General features: G+C 46.4%; 21 protein-coding genes. 9 read left to right on the top strand and 12 right to left on the bottom strand.

Translation table 11 applies throughout. From position 1 onward, the window contains the following. The first annotated feature begins 306 nt into the window (after window positions 1-306). From RIF36_RS00210 to RIF36_RS00185, 6 genes are all read left to right on the top strand, one after another. Window positions 307-1,164 (top strand): hypothetical protein, encoded by an 858-nt coding sequence (locus tag RIF36_RS00210; protein WP_350078149.1) that lies wholly within the window; start codon window positions 307-309, stop codon window positions 1,162-1,164. After that, on the top strand, window positions 1,165-3,849 hold the full coding sequence (locus tag RIF36_RS00205; RefSeq protein WP_350128261.1) for a CHAT domain-containing tetratricopeptide repeat protein: 2,685 nt from the start codon (window positions 1,165-1,167) through the stop codon (window positions 3,847-3,849). An 80-nt stretch (window positions 3,850-3,929) separates the two neighbouring features. Beyond that, window positions 3,930-4,220 (top strand): nucleotidyltransferase family protein, encoded by a 291-nt coding sequence (locus RIF36_RS00200; protein ID WP_350128258.1) that lies wholly within the window; start codon window positions 3,930-3,932, stop codon window positions 4,218-4,220. Next, complete coding sequence (locus RIF36_RS00195; protein ID WP_350128255.1) at window positions 4,213-4,473, top strand: HepT-like ribonuclease domain-containing protein; 261 nt, start codon at window positions 4,213-4,215, stop codon at window positions 4,471-4,473. Before RIF36_RS00200 ends, RIF36_RS00195 begins: the two co-directional genes overlap by 8 nt. Window positions 4,474-4,481: 8 nt before the next feature. Continuing rightward, a complete protein-coding gene (locus RIF36_RS00190; RefSeq protein WP_350128338.1) occupies window positions 4,482-4,571 on the top strand; it encodes a hypothetical protein in 90 nt (29 codons plus the stop codon). Between the two features lie 16 nt (window positions 4,572-4,587). Continuing rightward, a complete protein-coding gene (locus RIF36_RS00185; RefSeq protein ID WP_350128252.1) occupies window positions 4,588-5,190 on the top strand; it encodes an N-(5'-phosphoribosyl)anthranilate isomerase in 603 nt (200 codons plus the stop codon). Window positions 5,191-5,204: 14 nt separating this feature from the next. Here the strand turns inward: RIF36_RS00185 and trmB are convergent, their stop codons facing one another. The 9 genes from trmB to holA all read right to left on the bottom strand — a co-directional run bounded on the left by trmB (window position 5,205) and on the right by holA (window position 15,933). Beyond that, window positions 5,205-5,861, bottom strand: coding sequence for a tRNA (guanosine(46)-N7)-methyltransferase TrmB (gene trmB, locus RIF36_RS00180; protein WP_350128249.1), 657 nt, complete (start codon window positions 5,859-5,861; stop codon window positions 5,205-5,207). Window positions 5,862-5,863: 2 nt separating this feature from the next. Next, entirely contained in the window at window positions 5,864-7,156 is a 1,293-nt protein-coding gene (locus RIF36_RS00175) for a bifunctional folylpolyglutamate synthase/dihydrofolate synthase (RefSeq protein WP_350128246.1), read from the bottom strand. Window positions 7,157-7,163: 7 nt separating this feature from the next. Further along, complete coding sequence (locus RIF36_RS00170) at window positions 7,164-8,111, bottom strand: hypothetical protein (RefSeq protein ID WP_350128243.1); 948 nt, start codon at window positions 8,109-8,111, stop codon at window positions 7,164-7,166. 3 nt (window positions 8,112-8,114) lie between these two features. Beyond that, window positions 8,115-8,504, bottom strand: coding sequence for an ExbD/TolR family protein (locus RIF36_RS00165; protein WP_350097880.1), 390 nt, complete (start codon window positions 8,502-8,504; stop codon window positions 8,115-8,117). Window positions 8,505-8,514: 10 nt separating this feature from the next. Continuing rightward, window positions 8,515-9,180 carry a MotA/TolQ/ExbB proton channel family protein gene (locus tag RIF36_RS00160; RefSeq protein WP_350128240.1) on the bottom strand — a complete coding sequence of 222 codons (666 nt, stop codon included), beginning with the start codon at window positions 9,178-9,180 and terminating at the stop codon, window positions 8,515-8,517. Window positions 9,181-9,188: 8 nt separating this feature from the next. Continuing rightward, window positions 9,189-10,001 carry an SPOR domain-containing protein gene (locus RIF36_RS00155; RefSeq protein ID WP_350097878.1) on the bottom strand — a complete coding sequence of 271 codons (813 nt, stop codon included), beginning with the start codon at window positions 9,999-10,001 and terminating at the stop codon, window positions 9,189-9,191. Window positions 10,002-10,148: 147 nt separating this feature from the next. Then, window positions 10,149-11,792, bottom strand: a complete 1,644-nt coding sequence (locus RIF36_RS00150) for a hypothetical protein (RefSeq protein ID WP_350128237.1) — start codon at window positions 11,790-11,792, stop codon at window positions 10,149-10,151. Between the two features lie 11 nt (window positions 11,793-11,803). After that, on the bottom strand, window positions 11,804-14,881 hold the full coding sequence (locus tag RIF36_RS00145; protein ID WP_350128234.1) for a tetratricopeptide repeat protein: 3,078 nt from the start codon (window positions 14,879-14,881) through the stop codon (window positions 11,804-11,806). 29 nt (window positions 14,882-14,910) lie between these two features. Further along, complete coding sequence (holA, locus tag RIF36_RS00140) at window positions 14,911-15,933, bottom strand: DNA polymerase III subunit delta (protein ID WP_350128232.1); 1,023 nt, start codon at window positions 15,931-15,933, stop codon at window positions 14,911-14,913. 979 nt (window positions 15,934-16,912) lie between these two features. Between holA and RIF36_RS00135 the strand changes: the two genes are divergently transcribed. Continuing rightward, window positions 16,913-17,308, top strand: coding sequence for a TerB family tellurite resistance protein (locus tag RIF36_RS00135; RefSeq protein ID WP_350128229.1), 396 nt, complete (start codon window positions 16,913-16,915; stop codon window positions 17,306-17,308). Between the two features lie 44 nt (window positions 17,309-17,352). Here the strand turns inward: RIF36_RS00135 and RIF36_RS00130 are convergent, their stop codons facing one another. Further along, window positions 17,353-17,805: a MaoC family dehydratase gene (locus tag RIF36_RS00130; RefSeq protein WP_350128226.1), complete on the bottom strand. Its 453-nt coding sequence runs from the start codon at window positions 17,803-17,805 to the stop codon at window positions 17,353-17,355. Next, window positions 17,805-19,142, bottom strand: a complete 1,338-nt coding sequence (locus RIF36_RS00125; protein WP_350128223.1) for an APC family permease — start codon at window positions 19,140-19,142, stop codon at window positions 17,805-17,807. The genes RIF36_RS00130 and RIF36_RS00125 overlap by 1 nt, the downstream gene beginning before the upstream one ends. A 130-nt stretch (window positions 19,143-19,272) precedes the next feature. Between RIF36_RS00125 and RIF36_RS00120 the strand changes: the two genes are divergently transcribed. Both RIF36_RS00120 and RIF36_RS00115 read left to right on the top strand, forming a co-directional pair. Continuing rightward, window positions 19,273-20,040, top strand: a complete 768-nt coding sequence (locus RIF36_RS00120; RefSeq protein WP_350128220.1) for a glucose 1-dehydrogenase — start codon at window positions 19,273-19,275, stop codon at window positions 20,038-20,040. 143 nt (window positions 20,041-20,183) lie between these two features. Continuing rightward, the gene (locus RIF36_RS00115) at window positions 20,184-20,894 is read left to right on the top strand and encodes a YebC/PmpR family DNA-binding transcriptional regulator (RefSeq protein ID WP_350096872.1); all 711 of its coding nucleotides are present in this window, start codon (window positions 20,184-20,186) and stop codon (window positions 20,892-20,894) included. Window positions 20,895-20,976: 82 nt separating this feature from the next. On the opposite strand, the gene RIF36_RS00110 is transcribed toward RIF36_RS00115, so the two are convergent. After that, on the bottom strand, window positions 20,977-22,125 hold the full coding sequence (locus tag RIF36_RS00110) for a DUF2911 domain-containing protein (RefSeq protein WP_350128217.1): 1,149 nt from the start codon (window positions 22,123-22,125) through the stop codon (window positions 20,977-20,979). Between the last annotated feature and the right edge of the window lie 70 nt (window positions 22,126-22,195).

The raw sequence follows: 22,195 nt of genomic DNA, 5'->3' as shown, positions 1-22,195 counted from the left end.
AACGTTGTCTACTATCTGGCAAACAAGCCGTTACCAGTCACGGAAACGGCTTTCAATGCACTCCAGTCCATCTCAAGAACCCGTGTTACTCCCATTTTTCTTTTAGAAGATCAAGTCAAAAGCGTTACATTTGAACTTTGGTCAATCCGATAATACGGATATTTTTTTCATATTAGTTCACCGAAGCGATTCGTAGAAATCACCATTTATTCTATGAAGTACAAACTTTTATTTTTTTCCTTACTTATCACCCGCTTAAGTTGGTCACAGGGCTGTAGCGACGCCGGCTTTTGTACCATGGGTGCTATGAAACCTGATCAGGGCTATAATAGCCGTATTCAGGTTAAACTGCGGTCGATAGAGTTCACCCACTATGTCGGTCTGACAAGGTTCAAAGACGTGGTCTACAACTATGTAGCCGATGTGAATGTAGGTCTCAACAGCAAAACTACTGTTCAATTGAAAGTGCCTTATGTTTTCGTCGACGGTGCGCTGGCCAACACCAGCGGAATTGGCGATTTGAGTGTCAGCTTAACCCGGAACATTATTAACAGGGAGGCATTTCAGGTAAACGCAACCGTGGGATCCAAAATCCCCACAGGGGATGCCAACATCAAGAATGTCGAGGGGCAATCGTTGCCTATGTATAACCAAACAGGACTTGGCACCTACGACGCTGTGGCTGGTATTTCCTTCATTACTTCCAAATGGCTGCTGGCAACTGGTATTCAACGGCCTTTTGGTGATATCAATAGCACCTTTCTCTGGAGCGATTGGATTGGTGATCCGCTGGAAAAAAAAGCACTGGAATACACGCAAGCCAGGTCTTTAGTGAGAGGAACGGATATCATGTTCAGGGTGGAGCGCAACTTCAGGTTTACAAATTTCAACTTCAGCACAGGGCTTTTGCCAATTTACAGGATCAATAAAGACGTAATTAACATACCAGTGCTGGAAGGTGATCAGGTGGTTGGCTACAAAGACAAAATCATTGATGGTTCGGAGGGTCTTGCGCTAACGCTGCTGATCAGCGGAGGCTATCAATTCAACACAAGACTTGGCCTCAAAGTAATCAATGGTTTCCGGCTGGTGAAACGACCTACTAACCCTGACGGGCTGTCGAGAGAGTTTGTCAACAATGTTTCATTCATTTATAAATTCTAAATGAAACAAATCAACCTATTTTTCTGGCTTTTTCTGTGTATCACATTTGTTACTCAAGCTCAAGAAGCTTTGATGGAGCAGGCAGAAAATGAGCAAATCAAGGCCAACTACTCAGCGGCCTACGATCATTTCGAAGAAGCCTCAGCCAGTTTTTTCAAGGCCAATGAAAAGGAACAGGCTGCACTTTGCCAGCTCCGTATGGCTGAATGCCAGCTGGCCCTGGGCGAGCCACAGCGGGCTCAATCCATTGTTCAGAGCAGCGAGCTAGCAGAGATTATTAAGGGGTCTGGAAGCCTCAGCGCTATCTCCCTGAATATCCTCGGCGATATTTACCTCAGATCTGGAAGAAACGACCTGGCGCTGGAAGAGCTGCTAAAAGCTGAGAAGTTGCTTCCTGCCAACAGCCTTGAACAAGCGAAGTGCTACAACGACCTGGGCGTGGTGTACTGGAACAACGGCAACCGGGAGCTTGCCCTGCAATACCACGAAAAGGCACTAAGCATTCGTCAATCGGCTGGCACTGGCAAGGCGGTGTTGCTTGCGGATTCCTACAACAACATCGGTCTTATTTATTTGCAAGACCTGCCCTCCTTCGCTGTCGACTATTTCAACAAGGCACTGGCCATTTACAAAGACAATCTAGGTGACAACCACCCCAAAGTGGCCAGCGGATACAGTAACCTGGCCTTCGCCACTGCAAACCAGGGAAGCTACGACAAGGCCATAGCTTACCTCGATCAGGTAATGACTATTTGGAATGCCACCTACTCTGGTGACCACCCCAATAAGGCCTTCACCACCAGCAACAAAGGCCGTGTGACTGAGATGAAGGGAGCACTTGAAGAGGCACTGGCATTCCAGGGAGCAGCGCTGCAGATGTACCAACATCTCTATGGGGAGAAACATCCGGAAATAGCTAACACCTATTTTCTCATCGGCTCGATTTACCAAAAGCAGAATAAGTTTGAGTTGGCTGTGGAGAGCTTCCAACAATCCATTTATGCGAATCTTTACTCCCAGAATTATCAGACAATCTACGATTTACCTGAGCTGAGAGATTATTACAATGCAGATATCCTTCTCTCGTCGCTGCAATCAAAGGCCAAGAACATGGAGGCACTGCATTTTGAAAAAACACTGAAGCTCCGGGACATTGACGGGGCCCTTGCTGCCTACGTTGCCTGTGATGAATTGATCACCGGCATTCGACAGATTCGGCTAAACGAAGCCGACAAACTCCGTCTTGGCGCTGTTGCGTATGAGGTGTATGAAAATGGCATTAGTACGGCACTCTACCTGAGCGAAAGAACGTTCAAGAAACAATACTACCAGAAGCTTGCCTTCAATTTCTGCGAAAGAAGCAAGTCGGCGGTACTTCTCGACGCCATCAACGATGCCAAAGCGAAGCACTTCGCTGGTATCCCTGATGAGGAGCTAGCGCTGGAAGACAGCCTGAAGGATCAAATTATTTTTATCGAACAAAAGCTTGCAGGAGGCTCTATTTCCGCTGAAAAAGAGGAAGAGCTGGAGGCAGAACTATTCACCTTTGAGTCCGCCCTGCGAAGCTTTATTGAAAAACTCGAAGATCAGTACCCGGAGTACTTCAAGCTAAAGTACAGCAATACCCTGGCCTCAGTGGAAACGTTGCAACCACTCCTGATTGAGGGTCAAGGCATCCTCTCCTATTTCATAGGTGAGGAGAATGTATATGTCTTTCTGGTAACTAGCAACCGGCTTAATGCCACCACAATCAAGAAAGACCCTGATTTCGCCAGGAACATTGTTGGCCTGAGGAACGCCATTAAGTACAGGCAGCAGGAGGTGTTCCAAAAGGCATCTGAAGCGCTGTACGAACAGCTCATGCCCAAACTGCCTGCCTCGATCAACTCGCTTGCCGTACTGCCCGATGGCCCGATTAGCGCTGTACCATTCGAGTCGCTGGTGACCGGTCGCAGCAAAGATGGCACTATCAACTACCTCATTAGTGAAAAAGTCATTTCGTATGACTACTCAGCTACGCTCCTTGCAGAACGAATCGCCAGTAAATCATCCAGCACGGGAAATGGCATTTTATTATCAGCGCCGCTTTCTTTCGAAAAGAACGAAGTGGTCATGCAGACGCTGCCAGACACGGAAAAAGAAGTGAAGGAGATCAAGTTTCTATTTACCGGATCCGATCAGAAGGCAAACCTTATGTTGAGTGCTTCCGCTTCAGAGAGCTTCATTAAGTCAAACCAACTGGGGCAGTACAAATTTTTGCATTTCGCCACCCATGGCATGGTGAATGAGGCCAAGCCAGAGCTTTCGAGGATTTTCCTGTCGCCAGGAAATGATGAAGACGGCAGCCTTTATTCCGGAGAGATCTATAGCCTCGGTATCAATGCCGATTTGGTCAACCTTTCGGCTTGCGAAACGGGTCTTGGCAAGGTTACCCGTGGTGAAGGCATTATTGGCTTGAGCAGAGCACTGATGTACGCCGGAGCCAAAAACCTGATCGTTTCCCTGTGGCAGGTGGCCGATGCATCAACCGCATCCCTGATGATCGAGTTTTATAAGCAACACCTTTATCATTCTGACAATAACCTCTTCGCAGATGACCTTCGAAAGGCAAAATTAAGCCTGCTCAACTCTGAAAATTACAAGGATCCGTACTACTGGGCCCCGTTTATTTTGGTAGGTTTGTGACGATTACAGCAGTTACTTTGTTCCAATTGGTAGTGAATTGCTAATTTTGTGATAGCAGAGAATCAATACTATCCGGCGCCATGAAATCGCTCGAAGACATCAAACTTACTCTTGGGAAAAATAAGCAATACTTGTTCAACAAGTACCCCATTCAATCGATGGCGGTCTTTGGTTCTTATTCAAGAAATGAACAGGTAGCTGACAGTGACCTTGATGTATTAGTCGAATTCAACGATAAGATTGGCATAAGATTTATTGACCTGGCCAATGAAATCGAGGAATTGGTAGGCTTTACAGTTGATGTGGTGTCAAGAAACGGCATAAAAGAAAAGTACTTCGAAAAAATCAAACCTGACTTGATCTATGTCTAGCCGTGATCTTCTCTTTCTCCTGGAAGATATTCTGGAATCGGCTTTAAAAATCAAAAAGTATACCGAGGGCTTGTCATATGAAACCTTCATTAATGATGACAAAACAATCGACGCTGTGACTCGTAATTTCGAGATCATTGGCGAGGCGTCGAGTCGAATTGACAAAGACTTTAAGATAAACAACCCACATATCGAATGGGATAGGTTAAGAGGCTTCCGCAATCGTATTTTGTTCATGAATACTTTGGGGTAGACTATGAAATTGTTTGGTCGATCATTGAGCAACATCTACAGGTGCTAATCGATAGCATAGAGGGTCTTATTAACGAAACCAGAAACGACACGAAGTAAAAAAGGAAGCATCTTAATGGCATTAAAAGCAATAGTAAAAGTAGGAAGTGTTACCAACCTGAGTGATGCAAGGTATTGTGCTGGCATGGGTGTGGATATGCTCGGCTTTGATATCAACCCGGCAAGCCCAGAATACGTCAATCCGCTAAAGTTTCAGGAAATAACCGGCTGGGTGGCTGGCGTAAAGCTGGTGGGTGAAGCGCATGGGCTTTCAGAAGAAACCATCAGGGCACAACTGGTTCAATACGAGCTTGATTGTCTTGAAATAAGTGATTTATCGCTGTTAGAATCACTGAAGCACACAGACTTAACTTTTATTATAAAAGCCACCACAGAAGCAAGCCTTAATACGGCCATGACTGTGGCCAAAAACACCCCGGCAGTAGCGTATATTTTTGCTGATCTTAATGATCAATTGACCGTCAAGCAAGTCGTTAGTGCAAATTCAGAGGTACCTTTGCTGGTAGGCTACGACGTCAGCCCCGAACAGGTAGAAGGACTTTTAGCTTCAGATAAGGTGAACGGATTTTCACTAAAAGGAAGCCAGGAAGTTAAGCCGGGCTTCAAAGACTATGATGAGCTGGCCGATATGCTGGAAGCCCTCGAAGCAGACGACTGACAAGACCGGGCTGACTAGGCAAACCGAAACTTCATGTACTTGATGGTTTCCCCCTTCTCGGTGAAAATCAACTCGTACTTGGTCTTGATCCCGTAGTGCTCTTCCCAAAGGTCGGACTGATAGAGATCAAAAGTGTACTCCATATCAACGGTAGTGTACTTCTCTTTCAACAAGTCTAATGTGTACTGAAAGAGTGGCGTGTTGTCGGTTTTAAAATACACCCAGCCGTCTTTCTTCAACATGCTTTTGTACATATCAAGAAACCTGGGCGAAGTAAGACGACGCTTCACATCTCGGTCTTTCGGCCTGGGGTCTGGAAAAGTAATCCAAATGGCAGACACCTCCCCTTCTTCAAAAAACTCCTCAAGCTTCTGAATTTGCGTGCGCAGAAACCCCACATTGGTAAGCCCCAGGGCTTGCGCCCGCTGACTTCCCTTCCAAATCCTGTCTCCTTTTATATCAACACCAATAAAGTTCTTGTCGCTGAACCGCTCCGCCAATCCAACAGAATATTCTCCCCTGCCACAGCCAAGCTCTACCACAAGCGGCAAGTCGTTATCAAAAAATTCGTCATTCCACCGTCCCTTAATCGCCTCAAAAAGCGGCTTCCCTTCTTCCAGCACATTCCTGCTTTCACGGTTCTGCTTGTACCTATCGGTCTTGTTTCTCACTACTACAACTGATCAATTTCTGCTACTACAAAAGTACTTCCACCTACAAAAACGACATCCTTTGCTCCAGCTTTTTTGTTTGCCAGGCCAATTCCTTCGTTTACGTCGCTCACCACCTCTCCTGAATATCCCTCCGCTCTTGCTTCCTCATAAAGCCGTTCAGCGGGCAGTGCTCTGGGAATGCTGGCCGCAGTGAAATAGTAGTAGGCATCCCTCGGCAAAACACTCCACAGCTTCGACCTGTCCTTATCGCTCACGACCCCGATAACGATGTACAGTTGCCCATGGATGTTCTCGCTGAGCTGTCCGAACAACTCCCTCATGCCCTCTTCATTGTGGCCTACATCGCATATAATCAGCGGCTGCTGTTGTAGCACCTGCCAGCGCCCTTTCAGACCGGTCAGGCCTTTCACATTACTAAGTCCCTTGGCTACGGCCTCACCAGAAATGTCAAATCCTTTCGTGCGCAGCACATCGACGACGCTGAGAATCCCCGGCAGGTTTTTGAGGTAGTATTGACCGGTTAGATCCAGATTCAATGCCATCAGATCAGAACCACCAGTTTTGGCCACTGTAACCTTTCTTGAAAACAAGCTATACTCCTTATTTTCAACCTTATAGATGTCTCTGGCAATTGTAACCGCACTGTCTTCCCTTTTTGCCTTCGCAATAAACACGGCATCTAGCAACCCGTAATAACCTCCAACCACAACGGGCGTGTTTTTTTTAATAATTCCTGCCTTTTCTCCTGCTATTTCTTCCAAAGTGTCGCCCAGCAAGTCCATGTGGTCATAGCTAATAGAGGTAATGAGCGACACCAGAGGACTGATTACATTCGTAGAGTCCAGCCGCCCACCGAGGCCCACTTCTACCACGGCAATATCGACCTGCTCAGACGCAAAGTGGTCGAAGGCCATGGCCACTGTGGTTTCAAAAAAGCTCGGTTTTACTTCTTCCAGCACCGGCTTCATTCTTTCCACGAAAGCCACCACTTTGTCCCGGGGTATCTCCTCTCCACTGACTCTGATCCGTTCTGTGAAGTTCTTTAAATGAGGGGACGTATACAGACCAGTTTTGTAGCCTGCAGCCTGCAAAATGGCTGCGATAGAATGAGCGCTGGTACCCTTTCCGTTTGTGCCTGCAATATGAACTGATTTGAATTTGTTCTGAGGATTACCAAGGGCCCGGCATAGCGCCAGGGTATTGGTGAGGTCTTTTTTGATGGCCACCTTGCCCACCCGCTGAAACATCGGAAGACTGCCGTACAGGTAGTCCAGCGTTGCCTGGTACGTCATTGGCTAATTAGCGGGATTTGATGATAAAAGTAATTCGGCCCTTAGACCTGGCAGGCATAACGGCGGTAGGATCTTTAGGAATAAAATACAATTTTTCGACTTCACGTTGGTACACCATTGCCACAGCAGCACTAACTCCCCGCTCAATGATTTGAAGTCTGATTATTTCTCCCTTATCGTCCACCTCAATTTCAAATACCAAACGACCACTTTCGTCGGATTTATCATCTGGCCTGGGAAGTTCCTCCCAATCCCAACCCGCCATATCAAGAGCAGCGCCACCTCCGCCACCCGGTGTTCCATACAGCGCACGGGCATCGACAGTTCCTTCTTTGCTTCCTTTATCACCTGTAGCAGCAGTGTTATCGCCCTGGCTGTTGGAGGCTACTACTTTATCGGAGGCAACACCTCCTGATGGTTTCTCCGCAGGCTTTTCTGTGGGCTCTTTCTTCGTTTCTACCGGAGTGGGTTTCGTTTCTGCCACTACGGGCTTGGTTTCCTTTTTCACCTCCTTCGGCTTCTCTTCTTCTTTCTTAGGCGTGGTCACCGGCGTTTTTACAGGTTCTTCCTTCCGCACATCAGGGCTGGCTACATTTTGTGTAACTACAGCTTCCTCTGGCGCATTAGTTGATTCTTCTACCGCCTCTGGCTCTGACGTCTCCTCTACTGGTTCTGTTACCTCAGTCTCGTTGGTCTCCTCAGGAACATCTTCACTGACCTCTTCAGCATCTGACGTGCTTTCGCTTTGCTCCACGGTAGATTCCGGCTGAACAGCGCCGGATCCCTGACTGTCAAGGCCAAAATTCAGCTCGATACCGTATTCAGGAATGGGGGGATTGGGCTCTTTCCAGGCTAAAAGAAAAGCAAATATCAACAAAAGCAAAGCATGGACGCCCAAGGAGACCGCCGTGCCTATTCTTTCATTTTTCTTTTCTTCTTTGCTCTGAAACTCCATTACCTAATTCGGTTTTGTCGCTATCGATACTTTAGCCTCAAGAGCGGTAGCTATGCCTGCCACATAAACCAAGTGCTCCGTAGGAACAGATTTGTCAACATGCAGCACAACAACTCCCTCTTTGCCAGCGAGTTCGTTCCTTAAAACCATTTCCAGGTTGTTCCGGTTCACCAGCTTGTCATTTACATAATAACGTAAATCGCCGCTAATGGTGACACTTACTTTTTGAAGTACAATTGTTGAGCTTTTGCTGGACGGTAAATTTACCGGTAAGCCTGACGGAGTAACAAAAGTGGCAGTAAGCATAAAGAATATCAGCAGGAGGAAGACGATGTCGGTCATCGAACTCATGCTGAATGATGCATCAACCTTATTTTTTGGACGTAGATCCATGCTTCAGTGGTTATTTAGGCTCCTGTAGCAGGTCAATAAACTCAATGGCACTGTATTCCATTCTATGGATGACCTTCTGCATTCTGGTCACGAGGTAGTTGTAGCCAAGGTAGGCAATGATGCCGACCGTGAGACCAGCTGCTGTGGTCACCATGGCTTCGTAGATGCCCGATGACAGCAACTTTGGACTAACCGAGCCTTCTTCCTGCGCAATGGCGATGAAGGCCTGTATCATACCCGTTACGGTGCCCAGGAAACCAATCATGGGGGCTGCGCCTGATATTGTCGCTAAAACACCCAGGTTCTTCTCCAGTTTGTAGATCTCTATTTTGCCGACGTTCTCAATAGACACCTCAATGTTTTTCAAAGGGCTTCCCAATCGGGAAAGGCCTTTTTCGATCATTCTGGCAACAGGTGTGCCAGTTTGGGCGCAAATCATTTTGGCACCATTTACATCTCCAGCCAATACTTTGGCTCGGATGTCGTCGGTAAAGTGGTCGGGAGTCTCACCTGCCTTTCTCAATGTAAGAAACCGCTCCACGAAAATGATAACGGCTACGATGGACAATAATAAAATGGGGATCATCCAGAATCCCCCTTTTAACATCAAATCAATAAGAGTGACCGACTGATCTTCAACGGCAAGATCAGCGGTGTCAATTTGCAGTAACATCATATGTTATATCAATACCTTAAAGCCCAAACTTCACCTCCGTAGGTTGACTTAGCTTTTTCGGCTTCATCCACTGCTTCCTGATAAGAGTCGAAATCGGAAATACTCACTCTGTAAAACCTCGATTTCCCGAAGGGCTTGATAACAGTCGAGTTCAAACCCTCCTTTGCCAGCTTCTTACCATAGTCATCGGCTAAATCCCCATCGAAAAAGCTGCCCACTATTACATAAGAACGACCAGTTCTTTCAGTTAGTGTAACGACTTCGCCGGTTGTGTTAACTGGCTTCTTCACAACAGGCTCTTCTTTTTTAACAGGCTCCGGCTTTGGTTCAACCGGCTTAGGCTCCGCTTTCTCGACTTTTGGCGTTGCTTTGGCAACTACTTTCTTGTCATCATCTTTATGATGCCAGTACAAAAAGGCAAAACCTATAAGAACAAAGGCAACCGCCCCTATGATAATAATCCTTGTGAAGCTCTTGGCCGAGTCGCCACCCTCATTGGCTTCCTGATAAGCCTGTTGTTTGAACGATGGAGGGGGAGTTCCGCCAAATACATTTGAAACCTCCTCTTGGCTTGGCTCCTCAACGTCAAAAATTGAACTCACCTGGCTATCATCTTCCTGAAAAGAAGACGTTTCTGGCTCACCAAAAACCGAGCTGGGTTCTTCAGTTGGAGTATCGCTGGAAGAATCGTCCTCAGCTTCGTCTTCATCGTCATCCAGTGCTTCATATTCAAGTTCCGGAAGCCCGAAGTCCTCATCATCCTGGGGTGCGTTTGAACCACTCTGTTCTTCCTTGTCTTTGTTTGCTTTGCTTTTAGCCATTTATTAAGAGGTTGAGAGTACTTTAGATTCGTTATAAGCTAAACTCAGTTGAAGTAACAATTCCGTAAAATAGAAATTTCTTATGTTTTAATGAAAAAATTCCTAGCCGCAAATAAAGAAACTTTTTTGGAATAATTTAAGAACACCTTAGAATGAATAAGAAAAACCTGCTTTGAAAGTAAGCCCCCTTACCGGATAATTTGAAAGTAATTGATACTGCTGGTTGGCTAAATTGTGAAACTGAAGAAATATTGTTGCTCTTTCAGATAGCAAATAATCAAGATCAATGTAAACGTCAGTCGCTGCTTTCAATTCTTTGGATTGTCCTAAATTCCAGTCGTAGGCTTTTATCCCTCCGAGGTATGCTAAACCTGCCTTTGTTCTCATTTTGTTAAAGGCAAGAAAACTTCCATTGAATGCTATTCTGTAACCCGGCATATGCCAGGCTTCTTCAAAAGTATCGGAGCTGTAATTATAATAATTGACTTGCAGACCCAAATTGATGGAACTTCCCAGGTAAAAGTCGCTGGCCATGTACAAATCCAACACCTTGAAATTGGCGGTATCGTAGGCTAAAATAAACTTTGACGGATCATCAGGCGAGTTGAGAAAAACGCCAAATTGTTTGAAGACCTTTTGCGAAAGGCCCACTTTATAGCTCATAAAAGCCAGATTCCCCTGTGCACCCAGCCCGAGGTTCAAGATATTATTGGAATTATGAATATCTACTCCCTGAGCTAGATAAGGATTGCGTGCACTCATGCCCTGCCATGTATTCAACTGGCTGTTTCCTGATAGTTCACCAAAAATGCCAAAGGATTTGCCGAATTGGTATTTCCCTTTCAAAACGGGGTATACCTGCGAGGCAGGCACCAATGAGTCGGACTGATACACATATCGAATACCAGCTGATACCTGATAATTGTCGCCAGTGTACACCACGGAAGGCTCAAGCCCGATTCTTTGCCTGCTGGTGCTCAAAGAATCTTTGTAACCTATTAAGTCAGCAAAAACGCCCACATGCCCGGTGAGTGCACTTTGCAATTCCATGGAAAGATCCGCATTCACTTTCACCCAGTTTTCCGAGATATCCAGGTTGTCATTTTGTCCATTGTAGGCAAGGCCTCCAGAAATACTGATATCAGACTCGGACGATGAGTTGTCGATATTTACAGACACGCCATACTTATTGAAGTTTCTCTTCAGGCTGTCCTCTCCCTCAGTTACTGAAACTGACGGGTCGTATCCATAAAAATTAAAGCGTGAAAGCTTGTAGTAAGCATCTCCCGATACAGTAAACCCATCCCCAAAATAGCTCGCCTCCCCTTTCAGCAGGGTCTCTCCTGATGCGCTGTTCTTGCCGTCAACAGGGCCTTTGCCAAATGAAAGATGTTTTGCCTGAAACCCGGCCAGGTACTGCTTGTTCCTTTTGTTGTAGAGGTAAAGCTCACCCAGCGGGGAGTTGTAGTTGCCATAGCCAAGCTTCACCAGATTACCATAATACTTTTCCAATGGCTCCGCCTGAAGCTTCAACGCCTTGATGTCGACGGTAGTAGGCGGAACCGTTACGTCGAGGGCGGGGAAAACGTATTCCTGCTTGATACCACCCGTTTCAATGGCTACAGGAGGTATTTTCTCAAAGCTTCGGGGCTGAAAGGGCAATACTATTTCCCTGTCCTTTTCTATTACAACTTCTGCTTCCTGTATTTCCCCTGCTTCTTCCCACTGCTCCTGCGACCAGGCCGACAGACTCATCAAAAGACAAATGCAGAACAGTAAGCTTTTATACATTTTCGGCATAGTTAATTTCTCTTTTGACTTGTGCTATCCTTTTTAATCGGCGACTCTTCGGTGTCTTTTTGTGTTACCGCTTCGGTCTCTCTTTTGTCCACTTCCTGCAACTTGGTTCTTGCGGCCGCTTTCATCTCGGGCAGCGGGCTGTTAGTAATCACCGACTCCAGCGTTGCCTTGGCCTGAAACAGCTCATTCAACGCCAGGTAGTTATCGGCAATAAGCAAAAATGACTTGCCTAACCAATAGTCATAAACTGCATATGACTTATTCAGGCCAAACAACGTTTCAAGCGAGCGCTTGTGCTCTTTCTGTCTGAATTGAATCAGGCCAACGTAATATTGTGACTCTGCGGCATTTATATCCTTAGCGGCATTTACCACAGCCAAAAACTCATCCAATGCAGCGCCATACTGATTACGCTCGAAAGCGATTTTTCCCATATAGGTGCCGGCTTTGTTCTGGGCATTGAATGCCACCTTATCGTCGCCCAGGATTCTCTCAGCATACAGCTGGGATGAATCCAGCGCATTGGCGGCAAAATGAGACTCCATCAGTCCTTCTCTGGCGGTGTACAAATCCCGTTTGCTATCGGACGACACCCTAAGCTTGTGCCAGTATTTGATGGCCACGGGATAGTTTTTGTTGCTATACTCCAATGCGCCGATCCGCTGGTATACCTTGGCCGGAGACACCGTCTGCATGTCTCCAATCAGCTGATAATATGCCTCTAGTGCTGGTGCTGTTTGATTGAGCCTGTAATAGCTCTCTCCTACGTAATAAAGTGCCTCGGCAGCATTGATACTTTGTGGGTACGACACCCTATAACCCTTTAAGGCGGCGATGGCTTCAGTATACTTTTGTTCAAAGTAGAGGTTTCTGGCCCTTTCATATTCGACACTTTCCAACGCTTTGTCATCGGGATTGGCCTTCTTATAAAGGGCTATGTATTGATCAACTTCATTGGATTTACCCATCAATGCCAATACCTCTTGCAGCCCCAACAGAGCACTATTGGCCAAAGTATGCTGCGGGTATTCTTCCAGCACTTTCTTATAGTCGTTGGCTGAGGCAGGATACTCTTTCAAATTGTAGCTGCTCGATGCCCTGCGAACCAATGCGTAAGGCATAAACCCACTGTTGGGGTATTTGCTAATAACGCTGCTAAAACCCGCTTTGGCCCTGGCGTAGTCGCCAGCTTCGAAGTCGAGCTGAGCCGATTGGAACGTGGCGTCGTCAGCATAGCGAGAGTTAGGAAAAGCCTTTGTCACCTGATCAAGCTCTCTCTTTGCATCTTCTCGCCTATTCTGAAAACCAAGAATCACCCCCCGCTGATAGAGCAAGTAGTCCCTTTCCTTAAATCCGTTAGAGCCTGCCTGCTGGTAGAAGGTCAGGGCTTCATCGTATTTCTTCTGAGCATAAAGGCAGTCTGCCAGCCTCACCTCTGCATCACGGTTGTTGTCGGGCCGACGGTTGTTTACATAAGCCTTGAAATAGGTGACAGCCTCAGGGTATCTGTTCAGGTTAAAAAGGGCATAGCCCATGCCATAGTTGGCTTTGTGGACGGTTAAGGAATTGCTCCTCCGTCCCTTTTGCAGTGCCATCGTATAGCTGCCAATGGCGTCTTCATATTTTTTTCCTGTCGAGAAGGCCTCTCCTTTCCAGAACCATGCGTCAATTTCTAATTCTGGATCCAGCGGGTAGCGCAGAGAGTTGTCGAACATCTGCACCGACTCATAGAACTTACCGCTGTTGAACAACTGAGTGGCATTGAGAAAGGCTGCTTTTTGATAGGCCTTTTTGATCCGCTGACTTCCCAGGCCCACTTTCTCGAAATAGGCCAGCGCCCTGTCGTAGTTGCTGGAGTTGACGTAGGCCTCGGCTATCATGTCCTGCGCATCGCCCTTGTCAGACGACTGAGGATACTCCCGCATGTATTTTTCAAGCACAGGAATGGCCTGCTCGTAGTTGCCCAGGTCCAAGTGCACCTGCGCCAACTTAAACATAGCCCGTTCCTTTACCTTCTCGTCGTATTCAGTGTCGGCAGCTTGCTGGTAGGCACTTACTGCAAATGACTTATTGCCCTCCATGATGTAGAGATCGCCCAGGTAATAAGAGGCAGCCTGCCCTATTTCATCTTTCTCCAGGGCCACATACTTAAAGTTCTCAATAGCTTTGGCGGGCTGTTTTGCCTGCATATAGCTGTAAGAAATCCTGAAGAGCACCGGCGCTACAGGCTTCTTGCGCATCGGCTTCATGTACTGCTCATAATAAGGCAAAGCCTTTGCGTAGTCCTTCTGCTCGTAGTAAGCTTCAGCAGCATACAATGCCACCTGATCAACATTCTTCGCTTCCTTCGTGCCCGCCAGGTAAGGCCTGGTATAACTAATCAGTTCTTTGAAATCATTTTTACGGTACAGTGTGGCCGCTACCAGTTCAGGAACAATCGTTTCATAGCCGTCGCTTTCTCCTGCCACCCTAAGGTCAGCCAGGGCATTGTCGTATTGCTTGAGCTGGAAGTAGATGTAGCCTGCGTAGTAATGGGCTGGCGCTTTATATTCTCCATCCGACTTCTTCACCAGATTAAAATGTGGCAAGGCTTCTTCAAACTTCTTCAGCGTGAATAGCGAAAAACCCCAATGGAAGTAAAATTCAGGTCTTTCGGCCGTGGGGAGGCGCTCAGGTTTGGCTTTGGCATAAAACTCTGCTGCCTTGCTATAGTTTTCCTGGCGGTAATAGAAGTTACCAACCTCGTAATAGCCGGTAAGCGCTCTTGGATGGTTTGGATATTCTGTAAGAAACCTCTCGAAAAGACCCTCTGCATCGGCATGCTGTAGTGAGAGTCCGCAAAAAGCCTGAAAATAGAGCGCATCAGCCACATTCGAACCACTCGGGTCTTCTTTTAAATAAGCTTCGAATGATTTTCGGGCTGCCGCAAACTTGTTTTGATTGAACAAGTTTACCCCTTGCTGGTAAAAATTCCCCTCACGGGAGTCGCTGATAGATGTTTGGGCCAACAGGAGCTCGAAGCTACCTGCTAACATCATTGCCATCAATATTAGAATACCTGTCCTTATCTGTTTGGTCACTTGAAAGTAGGTTTAACCCCTTGAACGATTTAATGCATCAACTTGTATACCAATTCTTTCATTAAATCCTCTTCACTTATTGAATTGCTGGTAACGCCCTTTACCTGAAGGTCAGCATTTTTCAGCAAATGGATATTGCGAATAACCATCATAGCGCTGTAGTTTCTGGCTGCCACCTTGTACTCTTTCACAAAGAACGGAGAAACTCCTATTTTTCGTGCAAGTTCGTCGTCGGACGCCTGGTTATTTTTGTGCAAGAGCAGCAGCTTGGTGAAGTAAGTGAACAGAATAACCAAAAGCGGGATAACTGGGTGACTCTTCGTGTTGGCTCCAAAGTACTGGACAATTTGAAAAGCCTTTTTATGGTCTTTCATCCCAATGGCCTTCTGAAGCTCAAATTCATTAAAGTCTTTGCTGATGCCCACAAACCGCTGGATATGATGCTCATCCACCACCGTGTCACCAGGCAGGTTGACCTTCACTTTCTTCAGCTCGTTATGTATCCTTTCAAGGTTGTTACCAATATGCTCTGAAAGCATATACACAGCTTTTTCGCTCAACTTTAGCTGAAGGTCGGCGGCAAACACCTTGATCCACTCAGGCACCTTGTTGTCGTAAATTTTTTTCTCGGCCAGCACCACACAAGCCTTCTCTAATTCCTTCGCCAGCTTTTTCCGGGCATCGATGGTTTTGTATTTGTAACAAAACACAAGCACGGTGCTTATATTGGGCTTTTCCAGATAGGCGGTTAGGGCTTTTTCGCCTTCCTCCCTGTTCAAGTCGGAAATATCCTGGGCTTCCTTCACAAGCACCACTCGTCGTTCTGCCATCATCGGAAACTGGCGGGCATGGTTCAAAATATCGATGATCTTGTTCTCCTTGCCGTAGAGCACTGTTTGATTAAAGCCCTTCAAACTCTCATCAAGGGCATGCTGCTCAATATAGTCGCCTATTGAATCAATAAAGAAGGGTTCTTCTCCCTGGAGCCAATAAATGGGCGCATAGGTATTGGATTTTACGTCTTTGAGAATCTCGTGGTAGCCTTTAGGCATGTAAAGCGGATTGATTTATTCGGCCGCTAAGATAGTTACTTCGAACAAAAGTGAAGACTGCCCTTTCAGGATTATCCCCTTTTTGAGAATAAAAGGTAAGGTTTGATTCGATCTTCCATTTAATGTCACTAAATGTATAAGCGGCGCTAAAAATTACGTTCACTGCAAAGCCCTTAAACATACTCAACGGGAAATACAAGTCCCATTTCAGTGCCGGTGCTCCGCTAATTGTCAAGAATTACCCAAAACCTTACACCGATAATGCTTCACTTTAAATGAGCGAATATGCCGGCCCAATGTAGCATACCTTTGAAATATCAAAAAAACAAAACGTTTACAGCTATGAGAATTCAACAAAGATTTGCCGACTTCAGTCACCTTGGACTAATGCTCGTTGAGATGTTCAGAGGAAAAAAGAAGAGGGGGTAACGCCATCTAAAAAGTTTTCGGCGACTATTATGTGTGCTACATCTAAGCAACACACCAGTTGGTCGTTATTTACCCAATAACAGTTTTATAAAAAATACCTTTGTCAAAAATTAGAAATCATGAGAGCAAAATCAGCCATCAAAGACTTAAATCATTTAGGAATGATTATCGTAGAAATCTTCAAGGGAAAGAAGAAGACACCCTCCAAATAAAAGTACTTTAGAAATACTGAAGAAAATATTTTGCACTTTTCACAGTAAGACAAATTACCCCAGCCTTTTTGGCACCCATGACATATTCCACCGAGAACCCAAATGATCATGGCACAATTGATATGCAAACGCATAGCATGAAATCTTCTCGCTATAGGCTGTGGCCAAAAATATCACAGGAGTGAATTTCCTTACCCATTTGAATATTCCTATGGCTTGCCGCAAAAGTTATATTTTGTAAAAAAGTAACAATAAATTTTGCAGACAAAGATTACAATTTGCGAATATTACGCACTAAATTGTTCATCTGAACAAGTTCACTCTAAAACGACAGACTAATGAATGTTAGAAAACACCTGAGTGCCCTGATAGGACTTGCACTTGTTGACCATGACTTTTCTGATAATGAGAAGCATTTAATACTGTCTATTGGGAAGGCACACAAAATAAGTGAGAGAGAGATTGAGGAGTTGATTCTGCGTCCGGAAAAGGTAGATATGGACTCGCTAAATGACGACCAGAAATTTGAGTTGCTTTATGACTTGGTGTTGCTGATGAAAGTTGACAGAGAGGTATATTATAGTGAGATTAACTATTGCCAGGAAATAGCTACGAGGCTTGGTTTTGACAAAGCCGTAATCGCTGAACTCTCTTCGAAAATATATTCTGATCCAGCCATCACATCCGACAAAGCGCAATTAAGACAGAAAGTTCTTGCGTTTAAGAAGGCATAACCGGATCTAAAATCTTAAATGTAGGCTCACTAGTGAGCCTTTTTTTATGCCACTAGCAGCGTAATAGTTTCCGCTACCAATGCATCTTTTTCACTTCCTTCTAACTCCAGGTTGTTCTTAGTGAATAGTTTAATGCCAGAAGAGCCCTCCTCTATTTTTAATAGCTTTGTCTTCAACCTCACCCTGGCATTTACTGGCACTGGTGCAAGAAATCTGATCTTTTCACTGCCGTAATTGATCGCCATAGCTGCCAGTTTAAACTCAACAAGCTGCGCTTTCAGCCTGGGAAGAAGGGATAGCAGGAAGAAGCCATGAACGATGGTTGTGCCGAAGGCCGAGGCAGCCGCCCTGGAAGTATCCACATGAATCCACTGGCGGTCGCCGGTAGCAGCCGCAAATGCATTGATCATGCCCTGGTCTATTTTCAGCCAGTCAGAGGTTCCTATCTCCTGCCCTACCAGAGCCTCCATTTGCTCAATGCTGGTGATTTCGATCATTAGTGCTTCTTTGAGTTAATCTTTCTTAAAAAGAGGAAAATGGGAAATCCAGCTAATAAAAACAAGGTGCTCACCAGGGCCGCCATCGGGTTTTCTAAAAGGGCGTTGAAAGAAACGATAAGAAGAAAGAGAATAAACACGACAGGAATGACCGGATAGAGCGGCACCTTGAATCCACTGTACGGTTCGTCTTTCATCTTTTTCCGGAGTACAAAAATAGCAGCGGCAGCCGTTGCCAGTATCAGCGTATCGTTGAACATCACCAGGTTGATGATCTGGTCGAACTTACCCTGCGTGATGATAAAAAACAGCACCAGCCCGGTAAATATTGACAGGGCAAACTCCTGTACCTGAGTTTTGGGGTTGACCTTCATAAACAGCCCGGGCACAGCATCGTCCTGTGCCATGGCGTGGTAAGCCCTGGGTAGCTGCATCAGTGTGGCATTGATGAAACCCAGCACCGAAATAAATATCGTGACAGACACGATCCTTCTTCCTACTTCTCCGAACACCACCTCAGCCATGTCGGCAGCGATGAGGTCGGCAGATTTAACCCCTTCAAAGCCAAGCACGGCCACGTACCCCAGGTTAATGGACAAATACAGAAAGAAAATAATGGCGACCCCTCCTATCACTGCCCTTGGAAAGTTTTTTCTTGGGTTGATCACGTCGCCGCCCATATTCATGATCGACTGGTAGCCTCCACAGGTATAAAACACGGAGATCAGGGCGATACCGATGCCTGCGAAACTGAATGCTGAAGGTTCTGTTCTAACTGTGGCCTCTGCAACTTCCGGTGCAAGAAGCCCCAAACCGCTAAAAAGCAAGATCATCACAATCTTGATCACCGTGATTGCGTTCAGTACCCGGGCCCCCATTTTAAGGCCTGCAAAATTGATAAGGAACAACAACACAATGATCATTCCAGCGAGCCATTGGAGACCTGTTTCTCCCTGAAAAAACGTCATGGGAACAAAAGGTTGAATGTACTCCGAGCCAAGTATGGCCACCGCCGCCATGCCGGCCCCCTGCACCAGGATGATCCCAATCCAGTTGAGCATGAAGGCCAGCGCAGGATGAAAACTTTCTGAAACGATCTTATAATACCCACCCGCCATGGGCTTTCTACAGCCAATTTCGGCATACGTCAAGCCCCCAAAAAGGGCAATCACACCGCCTATTACCCAGGCCAGAAAGAAAGCAGACTCCGAGCCTGCCGCATTGGCTACCAGAGAGGGTGTGCGGAAAATACCTATTCCAATCACCAAACTGACCACTATCATGGTGGTGTCGAACAAACCGAGCTTCGGCTCTATGTCGTTGATCTTGTCTTTCATCGTTGCCGAAAATAGGTATTTCGATCAAACAAATCGTACACAGCCCAATCAAAGGCGTGATTCGACTTTAAATGGGGCAAATTCATGTCGTGGGTGTATTATTTATTTATCTTCCCTAAAAAGACATCCAATGACTATTCAGGAAAAATTCAGGCTCGATGGAAAAGTAGCAGTGATTACCGGAGCCAGCAAAGGTATTGGGGAGGCCATGGCCCTGGCGCTAGGACAAGCGGGTGCCAAAGTGGTGGTGAGCAGCCGTAAGCAAGAAGCAGTGAACGAGGTGGCTGAAAAGCTAAAGGCTGAGGGCATTGAAGCCATTGGTGTAGCTGCCAATGCGGGCGACAAAGCTGATTTGGAAAACTTGCTGGCGGCGACAGAAAAGGCATTTGGTGGTGTCGACATTGTCATCAACAACGCCGCCACCAATCCGGTGTTTGGCCCTGTAGTGCAAACAGATGAAGCCGCCTTTGACAAAATCATGCAGGTGAATGTAAAAGGGCCTTTTATGCTGAGCAAGCTGGCTTTTCCTATCATGAAACAGCGTGGCGGCGGCTCTATTATCAACATCAGTAGTATTGAAGGCCTTAGCCCTGAGCCATTTATGGGCATGTATGCCGTAAGCAAGGCGGCGCTTATTTCACTCACAAAGGTGTTTGCACGGGAATGGGGTGCAGCTGGCATCAGGGCCAATGTCATTTGCCCGGGCCTGATCCAAACCAAGTTCAGTCAGGGCCTGTGGGCCAATGAGGCCATTCTCAACAAGATAGTAAAAGAGCTGCCTATTGCCAGGATTGGTCAAACAGATGAAATGGCTGGACTGGCATTGTATCTCGCATCGGAGGCTTCCAGTTATACCACTGGGGGCGTGTTTGTGGCCGACGGCGGGTATACAATCTAAATCGTAGAATCGCTACAAAAACGAGAAACGGGCTGGTATCGCTACCGAGCAATGATTCGGTGAAGAATATTGAAATAGAAAATGCAAAAATTTGGAAAAACACTAGTTTTGCTGTTCGCATCTGATTTTTGAAATAGACATATATGGGAAGAGCATTTGAATTCAGGAAAGCCAGAAAATTCAAAAGGTGGGGCCAAATGGCTAAAACATTCACCAGAATAGGCAAGGACATTGTTATCGCTGTGAAAGCGAGCGGCCCCGATCCCAGCACAAACTCCCGGCTTCGTGCCCTGATACAAAATGCCAAGGCCGCCAACATGCCCAAGGACAACATTGACAGGGCAATAAAAAGGGCGATTTCAAAAGAGGAAAAAGATTACAAAGAGGTGGTTTACGAGGGCTATGGCCCCTACGGAGTGGCGATAGTGGTAGAAACTGCCACCGACAACCCCACCAGAACAGTGGCCAACGTAAGGCATGCCTTTACCAAATACGGTGGCTCGCTCGGCACCAGTGGCTGCCTCGATTTCCTTTTTGACAGAAAAAGCGTTTTCAAAATTGTCACCCCTGAAAACGTTGACCTGGAAGAGTTGGAACTTGAAATGATAGACCTGGGCGTGGAAGAAGTGGAAGCTGAAGAAGAAAATGTTGTACTATATGGCACTTTCGAGTCGTATGGTGCTATTCAACACTATCTGGAAGAAAAAGGCTATGAAATAGTGAACTCTGAGTTTGAGCGCATTCCTGTCGACACCAAAGAGCTGACTGAAGAGCAGGAAGCCGAAGTGCAGAAGATTTTTGAAAAGTTCGATGAAGACGACGATGTGCAGAGTTATTTTCATAATATGAAGTAGCCGTCGCTGATTCACAATAAAGAAAGGCCCGAACCCGGGCCTTTCTCGTTTTAGTGCAATGTAGACTCTAATATAGCCTCCCCTAGTTAATATCTTCCCCCTTTTCCAGCTTGGCTATGCCAGCCACAAGAGCGTCTTTGTTGGGCTGGTCAGGCGCATTTTCCAGCGCCAGTTTGGCATACTTAAGCGCCGATTTATAGTTGCCCACTGCAGAATATCCACGTGCCAGTCCAAAGTTCACCGGCCAGGTTTTTGGGTTCTTCTTAGCATTGAACTGGAACACCTCCAGGGCCTTTTGTTTTTCTCCCTGAGCGATCAGCTGACGACCGTAGGCATGCACCTGAAAAACGCTTGCCGTTGGGTGATTGATGGCTTTGTCCATGACCTTGGCAGCCTCCTCTTTTTTATCTAACGCCGTTAACACACCTGCCTTGGCAGAAAGGGTGGTGAAGTTCTCTTCACCAATAAAAGAGTTGGTTGAAGCCGCTTCCGCCCAGGCAAGGGCCTCCTGCAGATTGATGTTTTTCGATAAACAAAATTGCACCGCAGCCACCCGGTTCTGCCAGCTAAAGCCCTGAGCGTCCTCCATCTCGTTTCTGATTTTGGCCAGGTACAGGTCATTCATGTTAGGTACCGATATTTTGAAAGGCACCATCAGCTCGTCCCAGTACAGCGCCGCCACAGTAAACTCAGGCTGCCTGTCGATAAACTCATAGCTCAACCACTCATGGTAGGGAGCTTCTTTAGGCTGCACTTCTACTCTCAGGGCATCGTTTTTGGCATCGTAGAAATACGCTCCCCAGGCTGTGGAGGTGTTGGACAGGATAAGTGTCCACGGCTTGTCCTTCTCGATGATCATGAACAGGCCATAGGTGCCTGCCTTAATGGGCTTGCCTTCTACCTGCATGTCGTGCGAAAAGGTGATGGTGGTGTTCTGGTTAGCTCCTGCCCTCCATGGCGAAGCAGTAGCTGTGCCAAATCCAAGGTAATTCATTCCGTAAGGTTCGAGCTGTCCCCATATTTTACCCTTTCTGTCGGCTCCATTGGGTGCCGTCACGTCCGGACTGTTGTAGTCGATTGTCACAGATGCAATGGAGCCTATATACTGCGTGACAATCGACTTTTGGTTGTCTCCGCTGGGAGGTAACGTAATTCCCTGTGCCAAAAGACCTGTAACACATAAAAATGCAAGGGCCGTAGACAAGCCCAACTTTCTTGTAGAGTTGTTCATAGAATGTTTATTTGTTGTAAAAAAAGCTTTTGACGGTTGGTCAACAAAAAAAATAATTCCACCTCGCAAG

The sequence above is a fragment of the Imperialibacter sp. genome, assembly GCF_040222815.1.
GTDB lineage: Bacteria > Bacteroidota > Bacteroidia > Cytophagales > Cyclobacteriaceae > Imperialibacter.
Note: the sequence above shows the minus strand (reverse complement) of the source record. Positions and strands in the feature narration are given on the sequence as shown.

Bases quoted from the DNA above. Each gene is read 5' to 3' on its own strand.
- RIF36_RS00165 (WP_350097880.1), bottom strand. From the start codon at position 8,504: ATGGATCTACGTCCAAAAAATAAGGTTGATGCATCATTCAGCATGAGT.
- RIF36_RS00195 (WP_350128255.1), top strand. From the start codon at position 4,213: ATGTCTAGCCGTGATCTTCTCTTTCTCCTGGAAGATATTCTGGAATCG.
- holA (WP_350128232.1), bottom strand. From the start codon at position 15,933: ATGCCTAAAGGCTACCACGAGATTCTCAAAGACGTAAAATCCAATACC.
- RIF36_RS00150 (WP_350128237.1), bottom strand. From the start codon at position 11,792: ATGTATAAAAGCTTACTGTTCTGCATTTGTCTTTTGATGAGTCTGTCG.
- RIF36_RS00160 (WP_350128240.1), bottom strand. From the start codon at position 9,180: ATGATGTTACTGCAAATTGACACCGCTGATCTTGCCGTTGAAGATCAG.
- RIF36_RS00110 (WP_350128217.1), bottom strand. From the start codon at position 22,125: ATGAACAACTCTACAAGAAAGTTGGGCTTGTCTACGGCCCTTGCATTT.
- RIF36_RS00170 (WP_350128243.1), bottom strand. From the start codon at position 8,111: ATGGAGTTTCAGAGCAAAGAAGAAAAGAAAAATGAAAGAATAGGCACG.
- RIF36_RS00210 (WP_350078149.1), top strand. From the start codon at position 307: ATGAAACCTGATCAGGGCTATAATAGCCGTATTCAGGTTAAACTGCGG.
- RIF36_RS00115 (WP_350096872.1), top strand. From the start codon at position 20,184: ATGGGAAGAGCATTTGAATTCAGGAAAGCCAGAAAATTCAAAAGGTGG.
- RIF36_RS00200 (WP_350128258.1), top strand. From the start codon at position 3,930: ATGAAATCGCTCGAAGACATCAAACTTACTCTTGGGAAAAATAAGCAA.
- RIF36_RS00125 (WP_350128223.1), bottom strand. From the start codon at position 19,142: ATGAAAGACAAGATCAACGACATAGAGCCGAAGCTCGGTTTGTTCGAC.
- RIF36_RS00120 (WP_350128220.1), top strand. From the start codon at position 19,273: ATGACTATTCAGGAAAAATTCAGGCTCGATGGAAAAGTAGCAGTGATT.
- RIF36_RS00205 (WP_350128261.1), top strand. From the start codon at position 1,165: ATGAAACAAATCAACCTATTTTTCTGGCTTTTTCTGTGTATCACATTT.
- RIF36_RS00185 (WP_350128252.1), top strand. From the start codon at position 4,588: ATGGCATTAAAAGCAATAGTAAAAGTAGGAAGTGTTACCAACCTGAGT.
- RIF36_RS00175 (WP_350128246.1), bottom strand. From the start codon at position 7,156: ATGACGTACCAGGCAACGCTGGACTACCTGTACGGCAGTCTTCCGATG.
- RIF36_RS00135 (WP_350128229.1), top strand. From the start codon at position 16,913: ATGAATGTTAGAAAACACCTGAGTGCCCTGATAGGACTTGCACTTGTT.
- RIF36_RS00130 (WP_350128226.1), bottom strand. From the start codon at position 17,805: ATGATCGAAATCACCAGCATTGAGCAAATGGAGGCTCTGGTAGGGCAG.
- RIF36_RS00155 (WP_350097878.1), bottom strand. From the start codon at position 10,001: ATGGCTAAAAGCAAAGCAAACAAAGACAAGGAAGAACAGAGTGGTTCA.